The sequence below is a fragment of the Rhabdothermincola salaria genome, assembly GCF_021246445.1.
GTDB classification, from domain to species: Bacteria; Actinomycetota; Acidimicrobiia; order Acidimicrobiales; family Acidimicrobilacustridaceae; genus Rhabdothermincola_A; species Rhabdothermincola_A salaria.
On record NZ_JAJQXW010000002.1, the window covers coordinates 754694 to 776927 of the forward strand.

The 22234-nt window shown below is 72.6% G+C and carries 21 protein-coding genes; 12 read left to right on the forward strand and 9 right to left on the reverse strand.

The features are described from left to right. The first annotated feature begins 137 nt into the window (after positions 1-137). The 3 genes from LUW87_RS12745 to otsB are packed head-to-tail and all read left to right on the forward strand — an operon-like array spanning position 138 to position 1699. Entirely contained in the window at positions 138-401 is a 264-nt protein-coding gene (locus tag LUW87_RS12745) for a DUF3263 domain-containing protein (RefSeq protein ID WP_232671553.1), read from the forward strand. Beyond that, positions 398-913: a LytR C-terminal domain-containing protein gene (locus LUW87_RS19320; RefSeq protein WP_232671554.1), complete on the forward strand. Its 516-nt coding sequence runs from the start codon at positions 398-400 to the stop codon at positions 911-913. Before LUW87_RS12745 ends, LUW87_RS19320 begins: the two co-directional genes overlap by 4 nt. Positions 914-916: 3 nt before the next feature. Further along, positions 917-1699: a trehalose-phosphatase gene (gene otsB / locus LUW87_RS12755; protein ID WP_232671555.1), complete on the forward strand. Its 783-nt coding sequence runs from the start codon at positions 917-919 to the stop codon at positions 1697-1699. A 44-nt stretch (positions 1700-1743) separates the two neighbouring features. Here otsB and LUW87_RS18470 read toward each other — a convergent pair whose 3' ends face one another. Then, positions 1744-2745 carry a sterol desaturase family protein gene (locus LUW87_RS18470; protein WP_232671556.1) on the reverse strand — a complete coding sequence of 334 codons (1002 nt, stop codon included), beginning with the start codon at positions 2743-2745 and terminating at the stop codon, positions 1744-1746. Positions 2746-2752: 7 nt separating this feature from the next. Continuing rightward, positions 2753-4126 (reverse strand): alpha,alpha-trehalose-phosphate synthase (UDP-forming), encoded by a 1374-nt coding sequence (locus LUW87_RS12765; protein WP_232671557.1) that lies wholly within the window; start codon positions 4124-4126, stop codon positions 2753-2755. 90 nt (positions 4127-4216) lie between these two features. Here LUW87_RS12765 and LUW87_RS12770 point away from each other — a divergent pair, with 90 nt between their 5' ends. After that, positions 4217-5221: a glycerate kinase family protein gene (locus LUW87_RS12770; RefSeq protein ID WP_232671558.1), complete on the forward strand. Its 1005-nt coding sequence runs from the start codon at positions 4217-4219 to the stop codon at positions 5219-5221. Positions 5222-5228: 7 nt separating this feature from the next. On the opposite strand, the gene LUW87_RS12775 is transcribed toward LUW87_RS12770, so the two are convergent. From LUW87_RS12775 to LUW87_RS12790, 4 genes are all read right to left on the reverse strand, one after another. Then, complete coding sequence (locus LUW87_RS12775) at positions 5229-6050, reverse strand: HpcH/HpaI aldolase/citrate lyase family protein (protein WP_232671559.1); 822 nt, start codon at positions 6048-6050, stop codon at positions 5229-5231. Then, positions 6047-6517, reverse strand: a complete 471-nt coding sequence (locus LUW87_RS12780) for a MaoC family dehydratase (protein ID WP_232671560.1) — start codon at positions 6515-6517, stop codon at positions 6047-6049. Before LUW87_RS12780 ends, LUW87_RS12775 begins: the two co-directional genes overlap by 4 nt. An 84-nt stretch (positions 6518-6601) precedes the next feature. After that, a complete protein-coding gene (locus LUW87_RS12785; protein WP_232671561.1) occupies positions 6602-7564 on the reverse strand; it encodes an acyl-CoA dehydrogenase family protein in 963 nt (320 codons plus the stop codon). Continuing rightward, entirely contained in the window at positions 7564-8694 is a 1131-nt protein-coding gene (locus tag LUW87_RS12790) for an acyl-CoA dehydrogenase family protein (protein WP_232671562.1), read from the reverse strand. Before LUW87_RS12790 ends, LUW87_RS12785 begins: the two co-directional genes overlap by 1 nt. A gap of 209 nt (positions 8695-8903) precedes the next feature. Here LUW87_RS12790 and LUW87_RS12795 point away from each other — a divergent pair, with 209 nt between their 5' ends. Beyond that, the gene (locus LUW87_RS12795) at positions 8904-9773 is read left to right on the forward strand and encodes an LLM class flavin-dependent oxidoreductase (RefSeq protein ID WP_232671563.1); all 870 of its coding nucleotides are present in this window, start codon (positions 8904-8906) and stop codon (positions 9771-9773) included. 31 nt (positions 9774-9804) lie between these two features. Here LUW87_RS12795 and LUW87_RS12800 read toward each other — a convergent pair whose 3' ends face one another. Continuing rightward, the gene (locus tag LUW87_RS12800; protein ID WP_249420154.1) at positions 9805-10731 is read right to left on the reverse strand and encodes a glucosyl-3-phosphoglycerate synthase; all 927 of its coding nucleotides are present in this window, start codon (positions 10729-10731) and stop codon (positions 9805-9807) included. Between the two features lie 96 nt (positions 10732-10827). Between LUW87_RS12800 and LUW87_RS12805 the strand changes: the two genes are divergently transcribed. The 3 genes from LUW87_RS12805 (at position 10828) to LUW87_RS12815 (ending at position 14462) form a co-directional block, all read left to right on the forward strand. Beyond that, positions 10828-11103, forward strand: coding sequence for a MoaD/ThiS family protein (locus tag LUW87_RS12805; protein ID WP_232671565.1), 276 nt, complete (start codon positions 10828-10830; stop codon positions 11101-11103). Between the two features lie 90 nt (positions 11104-11193). After that, entirely contained in the window at positions 11194-12813 is a 1620-nt protein-coding gene (gene groL / locus LUW87_RS12810; RefSeq protein WP_232671566.1) for a chaperonin GroEL, read from the forward strand. A gap of 266 nt (positions 12814-13079) precedes the next feature. Further along, positions 13080-14462 (forward strand): ABC transporter substrate-binding protein, encoded by a 1383-nt coding sequence (locus LUW87_RS12815; RefSeq protein ID WP_232671567.1) that lies wholly within the window; start codon positions 13080-13082, stop codon positions 14460-14462. Positions 14463-14581: 119 nt separating this feature from the next. Here the strand turns inward: LUW87_RS12815 and LUW87_RS12820 are convergent, their stop codons facing one another. Then, complete coding sequence (locus LUW87_RS12820) at positions 14582-15076, reverse strand: nitrobindin family protein (protein WP_232671568.1); 495 nt, start codon at positions 15074-15076, stop codon at positions 14582-14584. Between the two features lie 58 nt (positions 15077-15134). Further along, the gene (locus LUW87_RS12825; protein ID WP_232671569.1) at positions 15135-17279 is read right to left on the reverse strand and encodes an acyltransferase family protein; all 2145 of its coding nucleotides are present in this window, start codon (positions 17277-17279) and stop codon (positions 15135-15137) included. Positions 17280-17444: 165 nt separating this feature from the next. Between LUW87_RS12825 and LUW87_RS12830 the strand changes: the two genes are divergently transcribed. The 4 genes from LUW87_RS12830 to larE are packed head-to-tail and all read left to right on the forward strand — an operon-like array spanning position 17445 to position 22139. Then, positions 17445-18266 (forward strand): formate dehydrogenase accessory sulfurtransferase FdhD, encoded by an 822-nt coding sequence (locus tag LUW87_RS12830; protein WP_232671570.1) that lies wholly within the window; start codon positions 17445-17447, stop codon positions 18264-18266. A 14-nt stretch (positions 18267-18280) separates the two neighbouring features. Then, positions 18281-20611: a molybdopterin-dependent oxidoreductase gene (locus LUW87_RS12835; RefSeq protein WP_232671571.1), complete on the forward strand. Its 2331-nt coding sequence runs from the start codon at positions 18281-18283 to the stop codon at positions 20609-20611. A 21-nt stretch (positions 20612-20632) separates the two neighbouring features. Beyond that, a complete protein-coding gene (locus LUW87_RS12840; RefSeq protein WP_232671572.1) occupies positions 20633-21316 on the forward strand; it encodes a chlorite dismutase family protein in 684 nt (227 codons plus the stop codon). Then, positions 21306-22139: an ATP-dependent sacrificial sulfur transferase LarE gene (gene larE / locus LUW87_RS12845; protein ID WP_232671573.1), complete on the forward strand. Its 834-nt coding sequence runs from the start codon at positions 21306-21308 to the stop codon at positions 22137-22139. The genes LUW87_RS12840 and larE overlap by 11 nt, the downstream gene beginning before the upstream one ends. Positions 22140-22234 lie beyond the last annotated feature (95 nt).

Here is a 22234-nt window from a genome sequence, read left to right on the forward strand (position 1 = left end):
CCGACAGGTACGCGCGGGGGCGGGTCGGAAGGCGGGGAGCGTCGGCTGGTGAGTGGCGGTGGGGCGGGTCGGGAGGCGGTGCGTGCGACACTGGTGGGGTCCTTGTATTCGAACCAACGGCGGGGAAAGCTCGACACATGGAACTGACCGATCGTGATCGGGCGATCCTGGACTTCGAACGCTCCTGGTGGAACGAGACGGGCCCCAAGGAGACGTTGATCCAGGAGAAGTTCGAGCTCTCGGCCACCCGCTACTACGAGGTCCTCGGTCAGCTCCTCGAGAGCCCCGAGGCCTACGAGTACGACCCGCTGGGCGTGCGTCGCCTGCGGCGCATGCGCGACCGCCGGCGCCGGGCCCGCCAGGAGTCTCGGAGCGAGACCACGGAGCAGCAAGGGCTGTGAACCCGCCGGCCGGCCCGGGCGGCTCCGAGCCGGCGCGCGACAACCTCGTCGGCGCCGTGCTCATCGTCATCGCCGTCGTCATCGGCGTGGTGCTGCTGGTGAAGGGCTACGACGAGGAGGGCACGCTGGTGTCCACCGGCGACGACACCGAGCAGGCGACCACGACCACCAGCGTCGACCCGGATGCCACCACCACCACGGTCCCGCCGGCGGTGCGACCGCCGGCCGAGGTGCCGGTGATGGTGGCCAACGGCGCCGGGGTCAGCGGCGCCGCCGGCACCCTGCAGGCCCAGCTCCAAGGCGACGGTTACACCCAGGTCGAGACCACCAACGCCTCGCCGGTCACCACCACGCTGGTCTACTTCGTGGAGGGGTCCCAGGCCGAGGCCGAGGCCCTGGCCACCACCCTCGGCACCGACCCGGCCGCGGTCAGGGTGATGCCGGCCGAGCCGCCCGCCGATCCCGCCGGCGCCTCGCTGCTGGTCGTGCTGGGTCCCGACCTGGCCGCCTGACGCGTGGCCACCGACCCGGCCGAGGCGCTCCTCGCCTTCGACGGTGTCCTGGCCGCGCCCCACCGGGCCGGGGTCTTCACCGACTTCGACGGCACGCTGGCCGCCATCGTCGCCGACCCCGACACGTCGCGGCCGCTCCACGGGTCGGTCGAGGTCCTCGACCGGTTGGCCGGCGTGGTGGCCCGGGTGGCGGTGATCTCGGGACGCCCGGTGGCCTTCCTCGAGCGCTTCTTCCCCAGCTCGGTCACCGTCTCGGGTCTGTACGGCCTGCAGCGGGTGGTGGGCGGCACCCGCGACGACCATCCCGAGGCCGCCGCGTGGGCCCCCGTGGTCGACGAGGTGGTGACCGCCGCACGCGACGGCGGGCCCGACGGCATGCGCGTCGAGCACAAAGAGCTGTCGGTCACCCTCCACTACCGAGAGCACCCCGAGCTCGCCGGTGAGGTGGAGGCCTGGGCGGCGGCCGAGGCGGTGCGCACCGGGCTCGAGAAGAACTCGGCGCGCATGTCGGTGGAGCTGCACCCACCGGTGCCCGCCGACAAGGGCACGGCCCTGCTCGACCTGGCCGACGGCTTGGCGGCGGTGTGCTTCCTGGGCGACGACGTGGGCGACCTGCCGGCGTTCGCCGCGCTCGACGTGCTGGCCGAGCGGGGCGTGGCCACGGTCAAGGTGGCCGTGTCCTCCGACGAGCAGGACCAGCGCCTGGCCGACACCGCCGACGTGCACGTCGACGGGCCCGAGGGCGCCCTCGAGCTCCTCGGGGCCCTCGCCGACCGACTGACCTGAGCGCCGGGCGCTGAACGCCGGGCCCTGGATCTGGTCTGACGCCGTCAGCGGCGGAGGTCGGCGGCCACTTTGCGGAACGGGTACACCAGCTGGCGGCCGTAGGTGGCCAGCACCGCGGCGGGGCGGGTCGAGTGCTCCAGGGGGAAGTCCTGGTCGTCGATCCCCACCCCCGGGTACTCGTCGGCGGGGTGGTACTGGGTGCGGAACAGGCGGTCCCAGATGCTGCAGATGGCCCCGAAGTTCTTGTCCCAGTGCGGCTCCTGGGTGGAGTGGTGGATCCGGTGGGACTGAGGGGTGACGACGACGTAGCGCAGCGGCCCGAGGTTGGTGCGCAGGTTGGCGTGGGTGAAGCCCGTGAAGTACACGGTGCCCAGCGCCAACAGCAGGGCCGCCTCGTCGCCCAGCCCGAGCAGGCGGGCGGGCACGTAGGCGAGCGTGGCCGACACGATCGACTCGAAGAAGTGCACCCGGTTGTCGGTCAGCGCGCTCATGGCCCGCTGGGAGTGGTGCACCTGGTGGAAGCGCCACAGGGGCGGCACCTTGTGGCGCACCCAGTGGCTGAACCACATGAAGAAGTCGGCGAGGAGGAAGGCCAGCACGAAGGCGACGGCGGTGCCCAGCGTGCCCTCGACGTCGAGGGCGGTGCCGCCGAGGGGACCGTCGTAGAGGGCGTCGAGCACGTGCACGTACCCGGCCACCAGGGTGAGGGTGAAGAAGGGGGCCAGCAGCAACCAGGCCAGGTCCTGGGCGCCGCCGGTGCTGAGCAGGCCCTCCCCCCGTCGTGCCGGCCAGCGCCACTCGAGCAGGGCGAGCACCGCCAGGAACACCCAGTAGGCAGGGTGCAGCACGGTGTGGGACCAGCCCTTGGCGACATCGCTCAGCAGCACGCCCCCGTTGGCCGACTGGAAGCGGTCGGCCAGGGCCGGGACGACGAGGGCCAGCGCGACGACGGCGGCGGCGAGGGCGGCGAACACGGCGACGCCCCGCCCGGTCAGGCGGATGCCGGTCTCGGTACCGGACGGCTCGGTGGGCTCGGCGGTGGTCACGAGCGGCTCACCCGGCGGCGTCGAGCTGCTCGTCGAGCCAGTCGGCGGGGCGCCGGGCGCCGGCCCTCGCCTTGAGCGCCCGACCCTCGTCGGCCCGCGCGGCCCGTCCGACGGCCAGGGCGTCGGCGAGGGCGTCGGCGGTGCCGCTCACGTCGTAGGGGTGCACGGCGCGGGCCACGTCGCCGAGGGAGTCCCAGATGCCGGCTTCGGGGCTGAGCAGCAGCAGCGCATCGCGGTCGTTGACCAGCGGCCCCTCGCTGGCGACGAGGTTCAGCCCGTCGCGGATGGGGTTGACGAGGAAGACGTCGGCCCGGCGCAGGGCGGCGACCGACCGGGGGAAGTCGTCGGTGGGGTCGAGGACGATGGGCTCCCACCCGGGTGTCCCCCACCGCTCGTTGATGCGGCGCACGACCGTCTCGACCTCCTGGCGGTAGGCCAGGTACTCCGGCAGCCCCTCTCGTGAGGGGTAGACGAACGCCCCGAACACGACCCGCTCGCGCCACTGCGGATACCGCTCGAGCAGGTCCTCGTAGGCGGCGAAGCCGCGCAGGATGTTCTTCGACAGCTCGATGCGGTCGACCCGGACCACGAAGGCGCGGTCGCCGACGAGGTGGTCGAGCTCGTCGAGGGCGGTGGCGCAGGCCGGTGACGCGGCCACCGCCCCGATGTCGTCGGGATCCGACGCGAGGGCGGACACGAAGGTGGTGGGGGTGCGGCCCAGCTGCTCGGCGCAGCAGGCGGCGAAGGCGTCGGCCCAACGGCGGCTGTGGAAGCCGCAGGCGTGGTGCCCGGCCATGCCCTCGAGCAGCTCGGCCCCGAGGTCGGTGGGCAGGACGCGCCACGTGTCGGGGTTGGCGAACGGGGTGTGGCTGAAGTGCACGGTGCGCAGGTCCGGCCGGCGCTGGGCGAGGATCCCGCCCACCAGGGCCAGGTGGTAGTCCTGCACCAGCACCGCCGCCCCGTCGGGTGCGTCGTCGGCCACCACCTCGGCGAAGGCGGCGTTGACGTCGCGGTAGGCCTGCCACGCCTCGCGGAAGCGGGTGTCGAAGCGGGGCCGGCGAGCCAGGTCGTAGAGGCCGTGGTGCAGGAACCACAAGGTGGCGTTGCACACCACGTCGTAGGCCATCCGGTACTGATCGGGGTCGATGGCGAGGCTGCGGACGCGGAAGCCCTCGGCCTCCACCACCCCCTGTTCGGAGGCTCGCCGGTCCCCGTCGCTCATCGCGGCTGCCACCCAGGTGGCGTCGGTCCCGGCCACGAGCGGGCCGATGCCCGACACCAGCCCTCCGGCGCCACGCTTGGCGACCAGGTCCCCGCTGTCGGCGACCTGGAAGGTCACGGGACCTCGGTTGGACACGATCACCACGGGTCGCTGGGCCATGGGTGCGTTTTACCTGCTCTGAGCCCTCGGCTCGTCCCGACCGGCTGTCCGGCCGGGCCCGGTCGCCCCGAGCTGGGCCAGGATGGGGACGTGCGCGTGCTGGTGGCCCCGGACAAGTTCAAGTCGACGGCCACCGCCGTCGAGGTGACGGAGGCGCTGGTGGCCGCCCTCGCCCGAGACGGTCACGAGGCGACCGGGGTGCCGATGGCCGACGGCGGGGAGGGCTTCCTCGACGCACTCGGTGGCCCCAACCGGGTGGCCACCGTGCGCGGGCCCCTCGGCGAGCCGGTGGAGGCGGCCTGGCGCCTGCACCGCCGGGCGGCCGTCATCGAGATGGCCCGGGCGTCGGGCCTGGCCCTGGTGGGGGGCCCGGAGGCCAACGACCCGATCGGGGCCTCCACGGCCGGCACCGGTGAGCTGATCGCCCTGGCCGTCGAGTCGGGCGCCACCCGGGTCCTCGTGGGCGTGGGCGGTTCGGCCACCACCGACGGCGGGTTGGGGGCGCTGGAGGCCCTGCACCCACCCCAACGGCTCCGGGGCGTCGAGCTCGTCGTGGCCTGCGACGTGACCACCTCGTTCGTCGACGCCGCCGCCGTCTTCGGTCCCCAGAAGGGGGCGTCGCCGGCCCAGGTGGAGCTGCTCTCCCGTCGCCTGGCTCGCCTCGCTCAGGTCTACGAGCGGGAGTCGGGCATCGACGTCACCGCCCTGGTCGGGGCCGGGGCCGCCGGAGGGCTGGCCGGGGGCCTGGCCACGGTGGGGGCCGACCTGGTCTCGGGCTTCGAGGTCGTCGCCGAGGAGGTGGGTCTCGACGAGCTCATGGAGGACGTCGACCTCGTCGTGACCGGTGAGGGCTTCCTCGACCAGGAGTCATTCGCCGGCAAAGTGGTGGGCGGCGTGACCGAGCTGGCGGCCGAGGTGGGCGTGCCCGTGCTGGCCGTGGTCGGCGAGGTGGTCGACCCCCTGCCCGCCCTGCCCGACCACCTCACCGTGGTGTCGCTCAGCGAGCTCGTGGGCGCCGACGCCTCGCGGGCCGACCCCTGCGCCGCGGCGGTGCGAGCCGTGCTCGCCCACTGCGGCCCGAGCGACCGCCGCTGAGGCGGGATCAGTCGTCGCCCGCGGTGGCGAGGACGGCTCGGGCCCGGGCCGCGACGACCTCGTCGACCATGAGGCCCTCGAAGGCGATGGTGGCGCCTCCCGCGTCGGCGAAGGCGGCGAGGAGGCGTCGGGCCCAGTCGAGCTCCTCGGCCGAGGGGAGGAACGCCTCGTTGGCCAGGCCGACCTGGGCCGGGTGGATGCACAGCTTCCCGGAGTAGCCGAGGGCCCGGGCCTGGCGGGCCTCGAGCACGAAGCGCTCGGCGTCGCCGAAGTCGAGGGTCACCATGTCGAGGGCGGGCACGCCTCCCAGCCGGGCGGCCATGGCCACCGAGGCGCGGGCGTGGGCCACCTCGGCGTTGTCGGGGGTGCGCACCCCGCCGAGGTCGGCGACGTAGTCCTCGGCGCCGAAGTAGCAACCGACCACCGGGCCCTGCAGCAGGAGGCGGGCGTCGACCACGCCCCGCACCGTCTCCAGGCCCGCGACCACCGGGCGGTCGCCGAGGAGGTGCTCGAGGCGATCCAGCTGCCCCACGGTCTCGACCTTGGGGACCACGACGGCGGCCAGATCGGCGGGCAGGGCGGCCACGTCGGCCTCGAACCACTCGGTGCCGGGTGGGTTGACCCGCACGCACACGGAGAGCCCCGACGGCAGCTCGGCCCGCACGGCGGTGAGGCCGGCCCGGGCCTCGTCCTTGGCATGGGCGGGGACGGCGTCCTCGAGGTCGAGCACCACGGCGTCGGGCTCCGAGCGGGGTGCCTTGGCGGCCAGGTCCGGTCGGCTCGCGGGCACGAACAGCAGGCTGCGCCAGCGCCGGTCGACCGCGCTCATGCCGGGCGGCGCCGCATGAGCGCCGAACGCCGGCAACGGGCCACCAGGTCGTCGTGCTGGTTGAACGCCTGGTGCTCGAACTCGACGACGCCCTGGGTGGGCCGTGACGACGACGGTCGAGCGGAGAGGACCTCGGTGCGGGCGCGTATCGAGTCCCCGTGGAACACCGGTGCGGGGAAGGCGATCTCGCCGAACCCCAGGTTGGCCACGGTGGTGCCGTGGGTGGTCTCGTACACGGTGAGGCCGATGAGCAGCGAGAGCGTGTAGAGGCTGTTGACGACCCGCTGGCCGAACTCGGTCGTCTCCGCGAACGACTGGTCGAGGTGCAGGGGCTGGGGGTTCATGGTCATCACCGAGAACTGGGTGTTGTCCCACTCGGTCACGGTGCGGGTCACGGCGTGGTCGATCACCATGCCCGGGGTGAGATCCTCGAACCATCGGCCCATCGCCGGTCGCTCGGTCGCCATCGAGGTCCTCCGCGGTCGTCGGTGGGCGCGGCCGCCCGGCGGTCACGGTCAGCGTAGGGAGTGGCCGCCGGCCCTGCCGGATGGTCAGAGGGGGAGCAGGGGCGGGAGGCGGCGGCTGCCGGCCAGCTCCGCGCCCAGAGCCGCGGTCAGGGCCTTGGACGTGCCGAAGAGCGCATCGAGCACCAGCACCCGCCGCACGTGGCGGTGCAGCTCGTGCTCGGCGGTGAAGCCGATGCCGGCGAGCACCTGCTGGCAGTGCTTGGACGCCACCCTGGCCTCCCGTCCGGCGACCGCCTTGGCCATGGCCGCGGTCCGGGCGGTGCCGTCGAGCCAGGCCGCGTCGACGAGGGCGTCGGCGGTCTCGATGGCCACGAGGGTGTCGGCCAGGCGGTGGCGCACCGCCTGGAAGGTGGCGATGGGCCGACCGAACTGCTCGCGCTCGAGGGCGTGCTCTCGGGCCAGCTCGAGCATGCGACGGCTCGCGCCGACCAGCTCGTGGGCCAGGGCCAGCTGGGCCCGGGCGACCGCAGCCGGCCACCCCTCGGCGACCGGCTGCGGCACGGCGGTGGCCTCGAGGCCCCGGGCGTCGATCTCCTGAAGGCCCATCCAGGGGTCGATCCCCTCCACCGGTCGCCGCGGCAGCGACGCCGTGGGCACGGTCACCGCCACCACGTCGTCGCCGGCCGTGGCCACGACGAGCGCCTCGCTCCTGGAGGCGAAGGCGGCCAGGGCCGCCCCGTGCACGTGCAGGGTCCGACCCTCGAGGCGACCGGGAGCCGCCCATCGGCCCGCCGCCGGCAACACGATGCCGGTGTCGAGGTCGCAGTCGATCCCCAGCGCGTCGGCCACCACGCCGGTGAGGGCGTCGGAGGTGGCGTGCGCCCGACCCTGCAGGGCGAACAGCGACGACACGGCCGCTTGCGGATCGCTGCGCAGCGCGTCGGGCCACCCCAGGTCGTCGAGCGCGTGGTCGAGCTCGGCGCTGGAGCGCCGCTCGACCGCGGCGCGCAGGCTGCGTTCGAACAGGGCGAGGTCGTCGCCGTCCATCAGCGGTCGCTCCCGAGGTCGAGGAGGCGGCGAGCGATGATGTTGCGCTGGATCTCCGAACTCCCGCCGTAGATCGAGGCGGCCCGCGAGTAGAGGAACTCGGCCCGCCATTGGCTGCTGGCCGGGTCGTCGCCGGTGGTGAGCTCGGCGGCGAGGGCGTCGGCGAAGAGGTCGAACACGGCCTGCTCGGTGGTGGCCAACAGCACCTTGTCGATCGAGGTCTCCGGCCCGAGGGTGCCCCCGTCGGCCATGCGGTGCTGGGTGGCGCGAGAACGGGCACGGAAGGCGTAGAGGGTCTGGGTGACCTCGCCCAGCCGCACCGGGTCGAGGCTGTCGGCCGGGGCCAGCTCGAGCAGTTGCTGGAGACGGCGGTGCAGGAAGGCGGCGCGCTGCCACAGGGCGGTGCTGCGCTCGTAGGGGAGCAGGTCCATGGCCACGCTCCAGCCCTGCCCTTCGGCGCCCAGCATGCGCTCGGCGGGCACGACCACGTCGTCGAAGAAGACCTCGGAGAACTCCTCGGAGCCGTGCACGGCTTCGATGGGGCGCACGGTGATCCCCGGCGAGTCCATGTCGACGAAGAGCCCGGTGATGCCCCGGTGGGCCGACTCCACGGTTCCGGTGCGGGTGAGCAGGACGCACCGCTCGGCGTACTGGGCCAAGCTCGTCCAGACCTTCTGGCCGGTCACCCGCCAGGTGTCGCCGTCGCGGACGGCCCGGCACGCCAGCGAGGCGAGGTTGGATCCGGTGCCCGGTTCCGAGAAGCCCTGGCACCACGTCTCGTCGCCCCGCAGCAGGCGGGGGACCATGATGGCCCCGAGCTCGGGCGAGGCGAAGTCGATCATGGTGGGGGCGAGCACCTCCTGCATCGAGAAGAGGCCGGGCTCGACCAGGTCGCGGGCCGTCACGGCCTCCTGGAGGTAAGCCCGCAGGAGGGTGGATCCACCCAGGCCCCCGACCCGCTCGGGCCACCCGTGGCGCATCCACCCCGCGTCGAAGGCGAGCCGCTTCACCTTCTCGATCTGGGCCAGCTGCTCGTCCAGCGTGCCCTTGCCCTCGTGGGCGGGGGCCAACGCCTCGGCGTGGTGCTCGAGCCAGGCGTCGAGACCCGCTCGGTACTCGTCGAGGTCCATGAGGTGAGGTCGTCTCCGTCAGCTCGGGATCGCTTGGGGAGCGAGGCCGGTCGGGTCGGTCGCGTCGGCGGCCATTGTGGTCGCCGGGCCCGGTGGGCGCCGAGTTCGCAGCACCGCCGGCCGGTGCTCGCGACCCTCGGTAGGGTCGATGCCGACGAGGGGGCGGGCGACGGCACGGCCGGACCCGACGACGACCGAGAGGGACCACCTTGCAGTTCAACCTGTTCCTGCCCCAGATGCGCATGTCCTTCGACCAGCTGGTCGAGCGGGCCCGGGCGGCCGAGGCCGCCGGCTTCGTCGGCATCACCGGCATGGACCACCTCGCCCCTCCGATGGCCGACGACCAGCCGATGTACGAGGCCATGGTCACCACGACCTGGCTGGCCGCCCACACCGAACGGTTGGCGGTCGGCTCGCTGGTGCTGTGCGACGCCTTCCGACACCCCGCCGTGCTGGCCCGCCAGGCCGTGTCCATCGACCACGCGTCGGGGGGCCGCTTCGAGCTGGGCATCGGCTGGGGTTCGGTGCCCACCGAGCTGGAGACCTTCGGGGTCGGGTCCAGCCGGCCGCGTGAGCGGGTCGAGCGCCTGCGCGAGACGCTCGAGGTGGTGCGGGCCCTGTGGGCCGGTGAGAGCGTCACCTACGACGGTGAGTTCCACCACCTCGACGCGGCCGTGCAACAGCCGACGCCGCAGGGTCGGATCCCGATCGTGATCGGCGGGGCCGGGCCCAAGACGCTGGCGCTGGTCCGAGAGCACGCCGACTGGTGGAACCTCCACGTCGGGCTGTTGGACAAGGTCCACGAGCTGCGCGACCAGGTGGGCGACGCCCGGGTGTCGATCCAGCAGATGGTGGCCTACGTGCCCGACGAGGCCAGCCGCGAGGAGGTCACCGAGGCGGCCCGACGCCGGTTCGGGCGCTCCAGCCCCGTCATCGGGACCGGTCCCGAGCTGGTGGAGCACTTCGGCCGCCTGGCCGACGACGGCATCGAGCGGGTCTACCCGTGGTTCTGCGACTTCGCCCCGGCCCGCACCCTCGCCGCGTTCGGCGACGAGGTCATCGCCCAGCTCGGCGACTGAGGCCGCCTCGGGCGGGTGCTCGGATCGGCGTTCAGCCCGTCGGGCTCGCGCCGGTTCGCCGCCCGTACGCCGGCACCGACGCCAGCGGCGGACGCTCCCGGTAGGAGATCTCCACGGCCTCGAGCTCGGGCGGCGTGAGCAGGGCCCGGTCGGGGGCCAGGCCGGGGGCGGCGCGCCGGAGCGCCGCCTGCAGCACCTGGGCGGCCATCGGCGACAGCTCGTGCAGTGGTCGGTTGCGGTGGACGCGCTGGCCGAGGTCGACCTGCGCCAGCCGGTGCACCCCGAAGCGCTCGGCGATGTCGATGAGCAGCGCGATGTCCACGCCGTAGCCCTCGACGAAGGGCAGCTGCTCGAGGACCTCTCGGCGACCTCCGTACTCCCCCGAGAGGGGCTGCACGACGCCCGCGAGGTCCGGGAACAACAAGGTGAGCACCGGTCGGGCCACCAGCTCGGTGACGCGGCCTCCGCCGCGCACCTGCCCGTCGACGGGGCGCTCGTAGAAGCCCTTCACGAAGGCCAGTTCGGGATCGGTGAGCAGCGGGCCGAGCAGGCCGGTCACGAACCGGGGGCTGAAGTCCTGCACGTCGGCGTCGCACCACACCACCACGTCGCCGGTGGAGGCGAACAGCGACTTCCAGAGCGCCTCGCCCTTGCCGTGGCCCCGACCGTGGTCGGCGAGCACCTCCTCGGCGGCCACCACCCGGGCGCCGGCGCCCGTGGCCTCGGAGGCGGTGCGATCGCTCGAGTGGTCGTCGACGACGACGATCTCGTCGACCAGGCCGAGGTCGTCGACCAGCTCGCGATGGATGGTGGCCACGATGGCGCCGACGGTGGTCTCCTCGTTGCGAGCCGGGATGCACACCGAGACGGTCGTGTCGCCCTTGGCGGCCAGGAGGTCCTCGACGCGGAACTCGGCGGCGTCGTGGGTGCGGAGCCGGGGGGCGGTCACGGGGGACATGATCCCACGCCCGGTAGCATCGTCGTCCGGTCCCGCAGGGCACGTCTGCCCCGCCGGGTGACCGAGCGTCGATCACCAGTGAGAAGGAAGCCACCCATGAGCGTCACCGTCCGCGTGCCCCCCGTCTTTCGCACCATGACCGGCGGGCAGACCCAGGTCCCGGTCGAGGGATCCACGGTCCAGGAGGTCCTCACCAACCTCGACGCCGCCCACCAGGGCTTCTCGGCCAAGTTGCTCGACGACGAGGGCAACCTGGTGCGCTACGTCAACGTCTTCGTCGACGACGACGACGTCCGTTTCCTCGACGGTCTGTCCACGCCGGTGCCCGACGGCGCCACCGTCTCGATCATGCAGGCGGTCGCCGGAGGCTGATCGACGAGGTTGCGGTCTCGCCGATGGGGTGGTTTGCTGTTAGCAGTCTCCGACCGAGAGTGCTAACACCCAACGGAGGGAAAGCAGCCGATGCCGAAGATCATCGAATTCGACGAGCAGGCCAGAAGGGCGCTCGAGCGAGGCATGAACCAGCTCGCCGACGCCGTGCGCGTCACGCTCGGCCCCAAGGGCCGCAACGTGGTCCTCGACAAGAAGTGGGGCGCTCCCACCATCACCAACGACGGCGTGTCCATCGCCAAGGAGATCGAGCTCGAGGATCCCTTCGAGCGGATCGGCGCCGAGCTGGTGAAGGAGGTGGCCAAGAAGACCGACGACGTCGCCGGTGACGGCACCACCACCGCCACCGTCCTGGCCTGGTCCATGGTCCGCGAGGGCCTGCGCAACGTGGCCGCCGGCGCCAACCCGATGTCGGTCAAGAAGGGCATCGAAGCCGGTGTCGCCGCCGCCGTCGAGGGCATCCGCGCCGTGTCGGCCGAGGTCGACGACAAGAGCCAGATCGCCCAGGTCGCCGGCATCTCCGCCGCCGACGCCGAGATCGGCACCATGATCGCCGAGGCCATCGACAAGGTGGGCAAGGACGGCGTCATCACCGTCGAGGAGTCCCAGACCTTCGGCATGGGCATGGACCTCGTCGAGGGCATGCGCTTCGACAAGGGCTACATCTCGCCGTACTTCGTCACCGACACCGAGCGGATGGAAGCGGTCCTCGAGAACCCCTACATCCTCCTCGTGGGCTCCAAGATCACCGCCGTGCGCGATCTCGTGCCCGTCCTCGAGAAGGTCATGCAGTCGGGCAAGCCGCTCGTCATCATCGCCGAGGACATCGAGGGCGAGGCCCTGGCCACCATCGTGGTCAACAAGATCCGCGGCACCTTCAACTCGGTGGCCATCAAGGCCCCCGGCTTCGGTGACCGCCGCAAGGCGATGCTGCAGGACATGGCCATCCTCACCGGCGGCCAGGTCATCACCGAAGAGGTCGGTCTCAAGATCGAGAACGCCACCCTCGACCTGCTCGGCCAGGCCCGCAAGGTCGTGGTCACCAAGGACGAGACCACCATCGTCGAGGGCTCGGGCGACGACGCCGACCTGCAGGGTCGCATCGCCCAGATCAAGGCCGAGATCGACAACACCGACTCCGACTACGACCGCGAGAAGCTCCAGGAGCGCCTGGCCAAGCTCTCCGGCGGTGTCGCGGTGCTCAAGGTCGGCGCTGCCACCGAGGTGGAGCTCAAGGAGAAGAAGCACCGCATCGAGGACGCGGTGAGCACCACCAAGGCCGCCATCGAGGAAGGTGTCGTCGCCGGTGGTGGCGTCACCCTGCTCCGGGCCCAGGCCAAGGTGCTCGACATGCTCAAGGACCTCCACCCCGATGAGGCCATCGGTGCCCGCATCGTGGCCCACGCCCTGGAGGAGCCCATCAAGCAGATCGCCACCAACGCCGGCCTCGAGGGCGGCGTCGTGGTCGAGCGGGTGCGCAACCTCGACACCCCGAGCGAGGGCCTCAACGCCGCCACCGGCGAGTACGAGGACCTGGTCAAGGCCGGCATCATCGATGCCGCCAAGGTCACCCGCTCGGCGCTGCAGAACGCCGGCTCCATCGCGGCGCTGTTCCTCACCACCGAGGCCGTCATCGCCGACGGTCCCGAAGAGGGTGGCGGCGGGATGCCCGGAGGCATGGAGGACTTCTAGTCCCCACGGCCCCGGCCTCGCCGGAGCCCATCGCTGGAGGAACGGGGCGCCCATCGGGCGCCCCGTTCCGCGTCCGGCGTCGTTCGGAGACGCCCGGCATCTGCGGCCGCGCCGCTGCCGGTGGGGCCCACCGGGGTGGTCGGGCACGGTGCGACCGTGGCCCGAGGCAGCGCCGGGCGCCCGGTTCCGGATAGGAAATACGATATACAGTCCCGGTCGAGTGACCTACCGCACACCAGCCGGGTGGGGCGGCGCGAGGGGGACCCATGGGTTGGAAGCGTGTGGCGGCGGTCGTCGCCGTGCTGGGCCTGGCGGTCGGCGCCTGCGGCGGCGGCCGTGACGACGAGGCCGACGGTGGCGGTGACGACCCGACGACGGAGACCACCGCCGCGTCCGGCGAGTCCGGCCAGGGGATGTTCGGCGACCTCGCCTCCCCGTGCGGGCCCGGGGACGCCACCGGCGCCACGGACCAGGGCGTGACCGACACGGCGATCCAGATCGGCTACGGCGACGACGCCGGGTTCCAGAACTCACCCGGCCTCAACCGGGAGCTCTCCGACGCCGTGTCGGCGATGATCGACTGGTGCAACGAGCAGGGCGGCATCAACGGCCGCTCGATCGAGGGCACCTACTACGACGCCAAGATCACCGAGGTCAACAACGTGATGACCGAGGCCTGCGAGCGGGAGTTCTTCCTGGTGGGCCAGGGGTGGTCGTTGGACGCATCCCAGGAGAGCGTTCGTCGGGCCTGCGCCATGCCGTCGGTGCCCGGCTTCGCGGTGAGCCCCCAGTTCGCCAACGGACCGCTGAAGGTCGAGGCGTTCCCGGTGCCCGCCGACTTCACCGTCGGGGCGCCCGCCGCCCAGCTGGCCGAGCTCTACCCGGAGAAGGTCGACAAGGCCGCCATCGTCTACGCCAACTACTCGGCCACCATCGACACACGCGACAAGGCCATCTCCGCCTATCCCGAGCTGGGGTGGACCTTCATCGGCTGCGACCAGGAGTACAACATCCAGGGTGAGGCCGACTGGAAGCCCTTCGCCCAGAAGCTGAAGGACTGCGGGGCGGAGATGGTGTACTTCGTCGGCAGCCCCAACCCGAACTTCCGCAACATGCTCGAGGCCGCCGACCAGCTCGACTACCGGCCCACGTGGTTGGTGGACACCAACTTCTACGACGAGGCCTTCCGCGACTGGAACACGTCGGGCTTCGGCGACGACGTCTACATGCGCCTCTCCTACATCCCGTTCGAGGAGGCCGACCTCAACCCGGCCACCGCCCAGTACCTGGAGATGATCGAAGCCGCGGGGGGTCGCACCAGCCTCCTCGGCATGCAGTCGACCTCCGCCTTCCTGCTCTGGGCCACCGCGGCCCAGGCCTGCGGATCCGAGCTCACCCGCCAATGTGTCTTCGAGGAGCTGTCCGGTGTCACCGAGTGGACCGGCGGCGGGCTCCACGCCTCGGGCAACCCCGCCGAGAACCTCCCGACCGATTGCGGCATCCTCGTGAAGCTCGAGGGCACCACCTTCGTCCGGGCGGCTCCGTCGGAGGAGGGCGCCTACGAGTGCGACCCGTCGTTCGCCTCGGCGGTGGACGGTCCTGTCGTCGAACGGGCCAACCTCGACGCCGACCGGATCTCCCAGCTCTGAGCGCCTGACTGGGGCCAGCCCGGCACCGCGAGCGCGGCCGTAGGGGGTCGTCGAGGCCGTGATCGGGGCCGCGCCCATGTCTTCTCCCCGGCACCGTGACCGGCCCCGGCCTGGGTCCCCTAGGCCGGGGGCCGGGCGAGTCGTGAGGCGAGGTGGTGGGTGAGGGGGCGACCCACGGCGGCCATGGCCAGGCGGCCGACCAGTACGCCGTCCTGCAGGCGCAGCTCGCGCTCGACCTCGACGACCTCCTTGGCCGTGGGGGTGAGGGCGACCACCGTCGAGTGCAGGCGCAGGGCGTCGTCGACCACCGTGCCCACCAGGACCTCGACGATGCCGGTGGGCTGGCTCACCACCATCTCCACCCCCGCACCCGGCTGGCCGACGGCCGCCTCGGTGACGCGGAGGTAGCCGGTCTCCACGTGCATCGGTGCGCCGGTGGCCGGGTCCCAGGAGCGTTGGGCGTAGCTCAGGAAGGGCTTGCCGGCGTGACCGAAGGTGAGGTGCTCGCCGTAGGAGAAGTCGTCGATGGTCGGGTAGCGGCCCTCACCGAGGCCTTCCCACTCGCCGAGCAGGAAGGCGATCGGGGCGAGCGACGGGTGCAGGGGCGGGGCCATCGCGGGGACAGTAGGCGGAGTCGCTCGGTCGGGGCGGCGGCAGCGGGAGGTCGCCGCCTCAGGTGGCCATCACCTGGAGCTGCTCGTAGAGCTTGGCCGCCACCCAGGAGGCGCCCTCCTCGGAGTAGTGGGCGCCGTCACGGGGGCGGGGGGCGAGACCCTCGACCTGCTCGGGGCACGGATGCCCGGTGGGGCACACGATGCTGGCCAGGTCGAGCACGCGGGTGTCGATGGGGTGGGCGGCTGCGTAGCGCTCGTAGAGCTCGTTGATGTGGGCCATGCGCTCGGCGTTGAGGTCGTCAGGGGGCCCGATCATCTGCGACCAGGCGTTGGGCGGTTGTTGCACCAGCACCAGCAGCGAGTCGGTGCCCTGCAGGATGCGCTGCTTGGCCTCGTCGATGAGGCGCAGGATCACGTCGTCCGCCTCGGGGGTCCCGAACTCGTAGAAGGTCCCGTCGACCAGCCGGTCAGATGTCTCCCAGCTCGACATCCACAGGACCGTCGAGGCCTGCTTGGAGGCGGCCAGGCCGCTCTGCAACCGGATGGTCTCGGTCTCGCAGGGCTGAGCCCACGGGAAGGGCTCCTGGCCGGGACCGGGGGTGGCCAACCCGGTGATCTGGCTGCAACCCGGCAGGGTGGAGGCGGTGAAGCTCTGGCCGCTGTTGGTGGCGAACTGGGCCATGCCCGGGGCCACCGACGCGGCGATGGAGTCCCCGATCATCAGCACCCGGCCGATGTCGCGAGGCGGCAGCGTGGTGGTCGACGGCACGGCGTCGGTGGACTCGGTGGACTCCGGGGGCGTGGTCGTCGGTGGGGCGGTGGTGGGGATCGGCACGTCGGACTCGAAGGTCAGGACCTCTTCGGGGTTGGCCACGAGGAAGTCAGGTGGTGGCTCGGCGTCGCGGGTGCTCACCACGATGACCGAGGCCGCCAGAGCGAAGCCCACCGGCGCCGCCGCCCAGCCCTTCCATCCGTGCAGCCATCGTCCGTGCCGAATCGGTTGTTCGAGCAAGTAGTAGGACGCGACGGTGGCCCCGACGGTGACACCGAGGCGAAGGAGGAACAGCGAGAACCCCTCGAGGCGCGTGCTGCCCTCGTTGAGGAAGACCAGCACCGGCCAGTGCCACAGGTACAGGCCGTAGGAGACGGCGCCCACCCACCGCAGCGGGCGCCACGACAGCACGGCGGCGAGGGGCGAGGGGCCGGGCGCGTTGATGGCCACGATGACGGCCACCACGGCCAGCTCGAAGACCACGAAGCCCCACGGGTAGAGCCACGCCGACCGGTCGCCGGCGGTGGCGAACAGCACCCCCATGACGGCCGCGCCCACGACGCCGATGCCGAGCGGTCCGTAGCGGGACACCACACCGGGAGGGGCATGGCGGGCACGGAGGCGGCCGAGGGGGTACCGCGCCAGGGCGACGGCCAACAACGCGCCGATCAACAGGCCGTGGGCCCGGCTGTCGGTGCCGTAGTAGGCCCGGGAGGGATCGCCCTCGTCGAAGTAGGCGGCCATGGCCCAGATGGAAGCGACCGTGCCGACCACGCTGAGCCCCACCAACCAGCGGGTGCTGCCCCGCCCGAGGCGCACCAGCCCGATGAAGATGAGGGGCCACACCAGGTAGAACTGCTCCTCGATGGCCAGCGACCAGGCGTGGCGCAGGGGCGAGGCGGCGCTCACCAGGTCGAAGTAGGACTGCTCGGTGAAGATGAAGTGCCAGTTGGCGCCGTAGAAGAGCGTCCACAGCGAGTCCGACCGCACCGACCCGAGCCGGTCGGCCGGCCAGGCGATCGCCGCCCAGATGGCCACCACGGCGAGCACGAGGAACAGGGCGGGCAGGAGGCGCCGGGCCCGCCGGACCCAGAACGCCCCCAGGTCCGTGGTGCCCGACCGCCCCCACTCCACGAGCAGCAGCGAGGTGATGAGGTAGCCGGAGAGGACGAAGAACGTGTCGACGCCCAGGAAGCCGCCGGGGAGCCAGCCGGCGCCGAAGTGGTAGGCGAGCACGGTGAGCACGGCGACGGCCCGCAGCCCGTCGAGCGCCGGGATGTGCCCGAAGCGGGTCGGGAGACCGGCCGTCCCCCGCTCGGCCGGCTCGGATCCGTCGACGGGCTGGGTGGTCACCGGGAGCGGCAAGGGGTCGCCGAGGACCGGGTACTCCCGATCGGGGGGCGAGCTCTCGTGCTCGTTGTCGATGCCCATCGTCCGTGCGTCCTTGTCGGCCGGCTCCGTTGCCGGCGTCGCGCCCCAGAGGGCTCAGTGTACGGCCGTGACGTCCGGCACCCGTAGTCGCCCGACCGCGACGAGCGTTCCCCGGCGACCGGCTGCTCCGGGGGAGCGATGGCCCTGGTCGGTAGCGTGGGGGCCATGTCCCGAGGCCGCAGCGAGACCGTGCTCACCCGACGGTTCGACGGCCGCTCGCTGCGCCGTGCACCCGACGAGGTCGTGGTCGAGGAGCCCCTCTCGATCCACCTCGACGGCACCCTGGTGGCCACCACGATGCGCACGCCGGGCCACGACTTCGAGCTGGCGGTGGGGTTCTGCTTCACCGAAGGGCTGCTCGGCGGCGCGGAGGTGCGCACCTGCCGCTACTGCGCCACCGGCTCGGCCGTCGAGACGGCGTTCAACGTGGTCTCGGTGGACACCGGCGGTCTGGCCCCGCCCCCCACCCCCCGGTTGGGACCGGCCACGTCGTCGTGCGGCCTGTGCGGTTCCCAGACGCTCGACGAGCTCACCGACCGGCTGGCCCCGCTGCCCCCGGTCCACGGGCCGGCGTTCGAGGTGCTGCTGGCCGCTCCTGATCTCCTCCGCGACGCGCAGGGCCTGTTCGACGCCACCGGGTCGGTGCACGCCGCTGCCGCGTTCACCGCCGAGGCCGACCTGGTGGAGGTGCGCGAGGACATCGGGCGACACAACGCCGTCGACAAGGTGGTGGGGCGGTTGCTCCTCGACGACCACCTCCCGGCCACCGGCATGGGTCTGGTGGTCAGCGGGCGGGCGTCCTTCGAGCTGGTGGCCAAGGCCTGGGCCGCCGGGTTCGCGTCGATGGTGGCGGTGAGCGGGCCCTCCGCGCTCGCCGTGGACACCGCTCGGAGGGCCGGATTGGTCCTCGTCGGCTTCGCCCGCGACGGTGGCGGCAACCTCTACGCCCCCGTCGAGGGCGGTCCCGTGCCCTCGACCGGCGTCTGATCAGGAGCTCCCCGGTGCCCGCCTCGTCCGACCGCCCCCGACCCACCGACCGCCCCCGAGCGACGGACCGCCCCCGGCCGGCCGGTCGCGCCCGCCGCGTGGCGGCCCGACTCAGCGACCGCCTCCCGATCACCCCCGAGCTGTGGGTCGGTCCCCGGCCCAACGGCATCGGGGAGCAGAAGCCCAACCACTTCGGCGACATGGCCCGCATCGCCTGGCTCAACCGCAAGAGCGCCGGGTACGCCTGGAAGCTGCTCACCCAGGGGGTGTGCGACGGCTGCGCCCTCGGTGTGGCCGGATTGCACGACTGGACCATCGACGGCGTGCACCTGTGCACCACCCGACTGCGGCTGCTCGAGGTCAACTGCGCCGATCCGCTCGATCCGTCGGTCCTGGCCGATGCCGAGGCCCTGCGGTCGCGCACCGGAGCCGAGCTGCGCGACCTGGGTCGCCTCGGACACCCCATGCGCCGGCGACGGGGTGAGGCCGGGTTCCGGCCGATCACGTGGGACGAGGCCCTCGGCGCGCTGGCCGACGGCCTGCGCGCCGCCGGCCCCGAACGGTCGGCGCTGTTCCTCACCAGCCGGGGCCTCACCAACGAGAGCTACTACGTGGCCGGCAAGGCGGCGCGGGCGTTGGGCATCGCCAACGTCGACTCCGCGGCGCGCGTCTGCCACGCCCCGTCGACCACCGCGCTCAAGGCCACCGTCGGGGTGGCGGCCACCACGTGCTCGTTGCAGGACGTGATCGAGAGCGACCTGGTCGTCATCTGGGGGGCCAACCCGGCCAACAACCAGCCCGTGTTCATGAAGTACCTCTTCCTGGCCCGCAAGCGCGGGTGCCGGGTCGTGGTCGTGAACCCGTACCTCGAACCCGGCCTCGACCGCTACTGGGTGCCGTCCAACGCCGAGTCCGCCCTGTTCGGCACCCAGATGTGCGACCTGCACGTGCCGGTGCGCCCCGGTGGCGACGTGGCCTTCGCCAACGCCGCCCTCAAGGTCCTGATCGAGCGCGACGCCGTCGACCGCGACTTCGTCGACGCCCACACCGAGGGGTGGGACGAGCTCGTCGCCGCCCTCGACGCCCAGCCCATGCACGACCTGTTGCTCGACGCCGGGCTCACCCTCGCCCAGGTCGAGGCCTTCGTCGACGAGTACCAGGCCGCGTCGTCGGCCATCTTGTTGTGGTCGATGGGCATCACCCAGCACCGCCGCGCCGAGAGCGGGGTGCAGGCCATCGTGAACCTGGGCCTGGCCCGGGGCAACGTGGGGCGCGACGGGGCCGGCCTCATGCCCCTGCGCGGCCACTCCGGTGTGCAGGGGGGCGCCGAGATGGGGGCCTACGCCACCGCGCTGCCGGGTGGGGTGCTCCCCGACGACACCAGCGCGGCGGCGCTCTCCGCCCAGTGGGGCTTCCCCGTGCCCGCCCATGCCGGGCTGACCGCCGCCGAGATGCCCGAGGCCGCCGAACGCGGCGAGCTCGACGTGCTGTGGATGTCGGGCGGGAACTTCCTCGACGTGCTCCCCGATCCCGTCCGGATCGAGGCCGCCCTGGCCACCGTGCCCCTGCGCGTCCACCAGGACATCGTCGTGAGCTCCCAGATGCTGGTGCCCGGCGACGACGTCATCCTCCTTCCCGTCGCCACCCGCTACGAGCAAGAGGGCGGGGGCACCGAGACCACGACCGAGCGGCGCATCGCCTTCTCGCCCGAGATCCCCCGCCAGGTCGGCCTGGCCCGCAGCGAGTGGCGCCTCTTCGGCGACGTCGCCCAACGGGTCGACCCCGAGCTCGCACCGTTCTTCGCCTGGCCCGACAACCGGGCCCTGCGCGCCGAGATCGCCGAGGTCGTGCCCGCCTACGCCGGCATCGAGCACCTCGAGCGGACGGGTGACGCCGTGCAGTGGGGCGGGCGCCACCTCTGCGCCGACGGCGTGTTCCCCACGCCGTCGGGCCGCGGCCGCTTCACCCCTCTCTCCCCGCCCACCCACGACCTCGCCCCGGGCACCTTCACCGTGGCCACCCGGCGCGGCAAGCAGTTCAACTCCATGGTCTTCGGCGAGATCGACCCCCTCACCGGCGCCGGACGCGACGCGGTGTACATCGACGACGCCGACGCCGCCGCCCTGGGCCTCGACGAGGGCGACCGGGTGCTGTTGCGCAACGAGGTCGGCGAGTACCTCGGTCGGGTCCACCTGGCCCGGCTGCCGGCGCGCACCCTCCAGGTCCACTGGCCCGAAGGCAACGTGGTGATCGGGGCCGGCGCCGACCACCGCGACCCCGTCTCCCGCGTGCCCGACTACAACGCCGTGGTCACCGTCGAGCGGGCGCCCGACGACCCTCGCTGAGCGCCCCGTAGAGTGGGGCGTGTGAGTGATCCCGTGTCCCCCTCGGTCGGCCTGGGGGTGGTGCACCTGTTCTGCAGGGTGACGCCGCTCACCGAGGCCGACGCCGTGTCCGCCGCCGTCGAGAAGGCGCAGGGCGACGGCGTGCAGGTCGTCACCGTGGCCGTGCTCGGCCACAAGGCCGACCTCGCCGTCATGGCCCTCGATGCCGACCTGTGGCGCCTGCGCGAGCTGCAGGCCGCCCTCGCCGACGCCGGGCTCGAGATCTGCGACTCCTACGTCTCGCTCACCGAGCTGTCCGAGTACGCCCAGGGCGTGCCCGACCAGATGAAGCAGGCCCGCCTACACCCCCAGCTGCCGCCCGAGGGCAAGCCTTCGTGGTGCTTCTACCCGATGTCGAAGCGACGCGAGGCCGACGCCAACTGGTTCACCCTGCCCTACGACGAGCGCAAGGAGCTCATGTACGAGCACGGCGCGTCGGGTCGCACCTTCGCCGGGCGGGTGCTGCAGGTCGTCACCGGGTCCGCCGGCCTCGACGACTACGAGTGGGGGGTCACGCTCTTCGCCGTGAACCCCGACGACCTCAAGGAGGTCGTCTACACCATGCGCTTCGATCGGGCGTCGGCCGTCTACGCCGACTTCGGTCCCTTCTACACCGGCATGGTGGCGCCGGTCGGCGAGGTCCTCGCCCGCCTCGGTGTCGACTGACCTGCGTCGCGGCCCCGTCGCCGCCGTCGACCACGCCCTCGATCGTCTGCGACGTGAGCTGGTCCACCTCGAACGGGTGGTGGTGGCCTTCAGCGGAGGAGCCGACTCGTCCCTGCTGGCGCAGGTCGCCCACACCACGCTCGGGCCCGATCGCTGCCTGGTGGTCACCGCCGTGTCGCCGTCGCTGGCCGGCGCCGAGCACGACGATTGCCGGGCCCTCGCGGCCGAGTGGGGGCTGCGGTGGCACGAGGTGGCCACCGACGAGATGGCCGACGCCGCCTACCGGGGCAACGACGGCGACCGGTGCTTCCACTGCAAGTCCGCCCTGATGGACGCGGTGGCGCCGCTCGCCGCGGAGGAGGAGGCCACCGTGGTGCTCGGGGTCAACCTCGACGACCTGGGCGACCACCGGCCGGGTCAGCGGGCGGCGGCCGACGCCGGGGCCGTGTTCCCCTTCGTCGAGGCGGGCCTCACCAAGGCCATGGTCCGTGAGGTGTCACGTCACCTGGGACTGCGCACCTGGGACAAGCCGGCGGCGGCCTGCCTGGCCTCTCGGGTGCCCTACGGCACCGGCGTCACCGTGGCCGTCCTGGGTCGGGTCGAGCGGGCCGAGGCCGCCGTGCGCGAGCTCGGGTTCGCCGAGCTCCGGGTGCGCCACTACGACGACACCGCCCGCATCGAGGTGCCGGTGGCCGACCTGCCCCGCCTGCTGGACCAGCGCGAGGCGGTGGTGGCCGCCGTGCGTCGGGCCGGCTACCGCTACGTGACCGTCGACCTCGAGGGCCTCCGCTCCGGCAACCTCAACGACGCCCTACGACCCTGACCGGTCGGTCGTCAGGCACGGCCCACGGTGGGGATGTCCGATTCGGGAGTCGAGTGCGGGCCCCGGTCGGGCGGCGGATGGGAGCGCCAGCGACC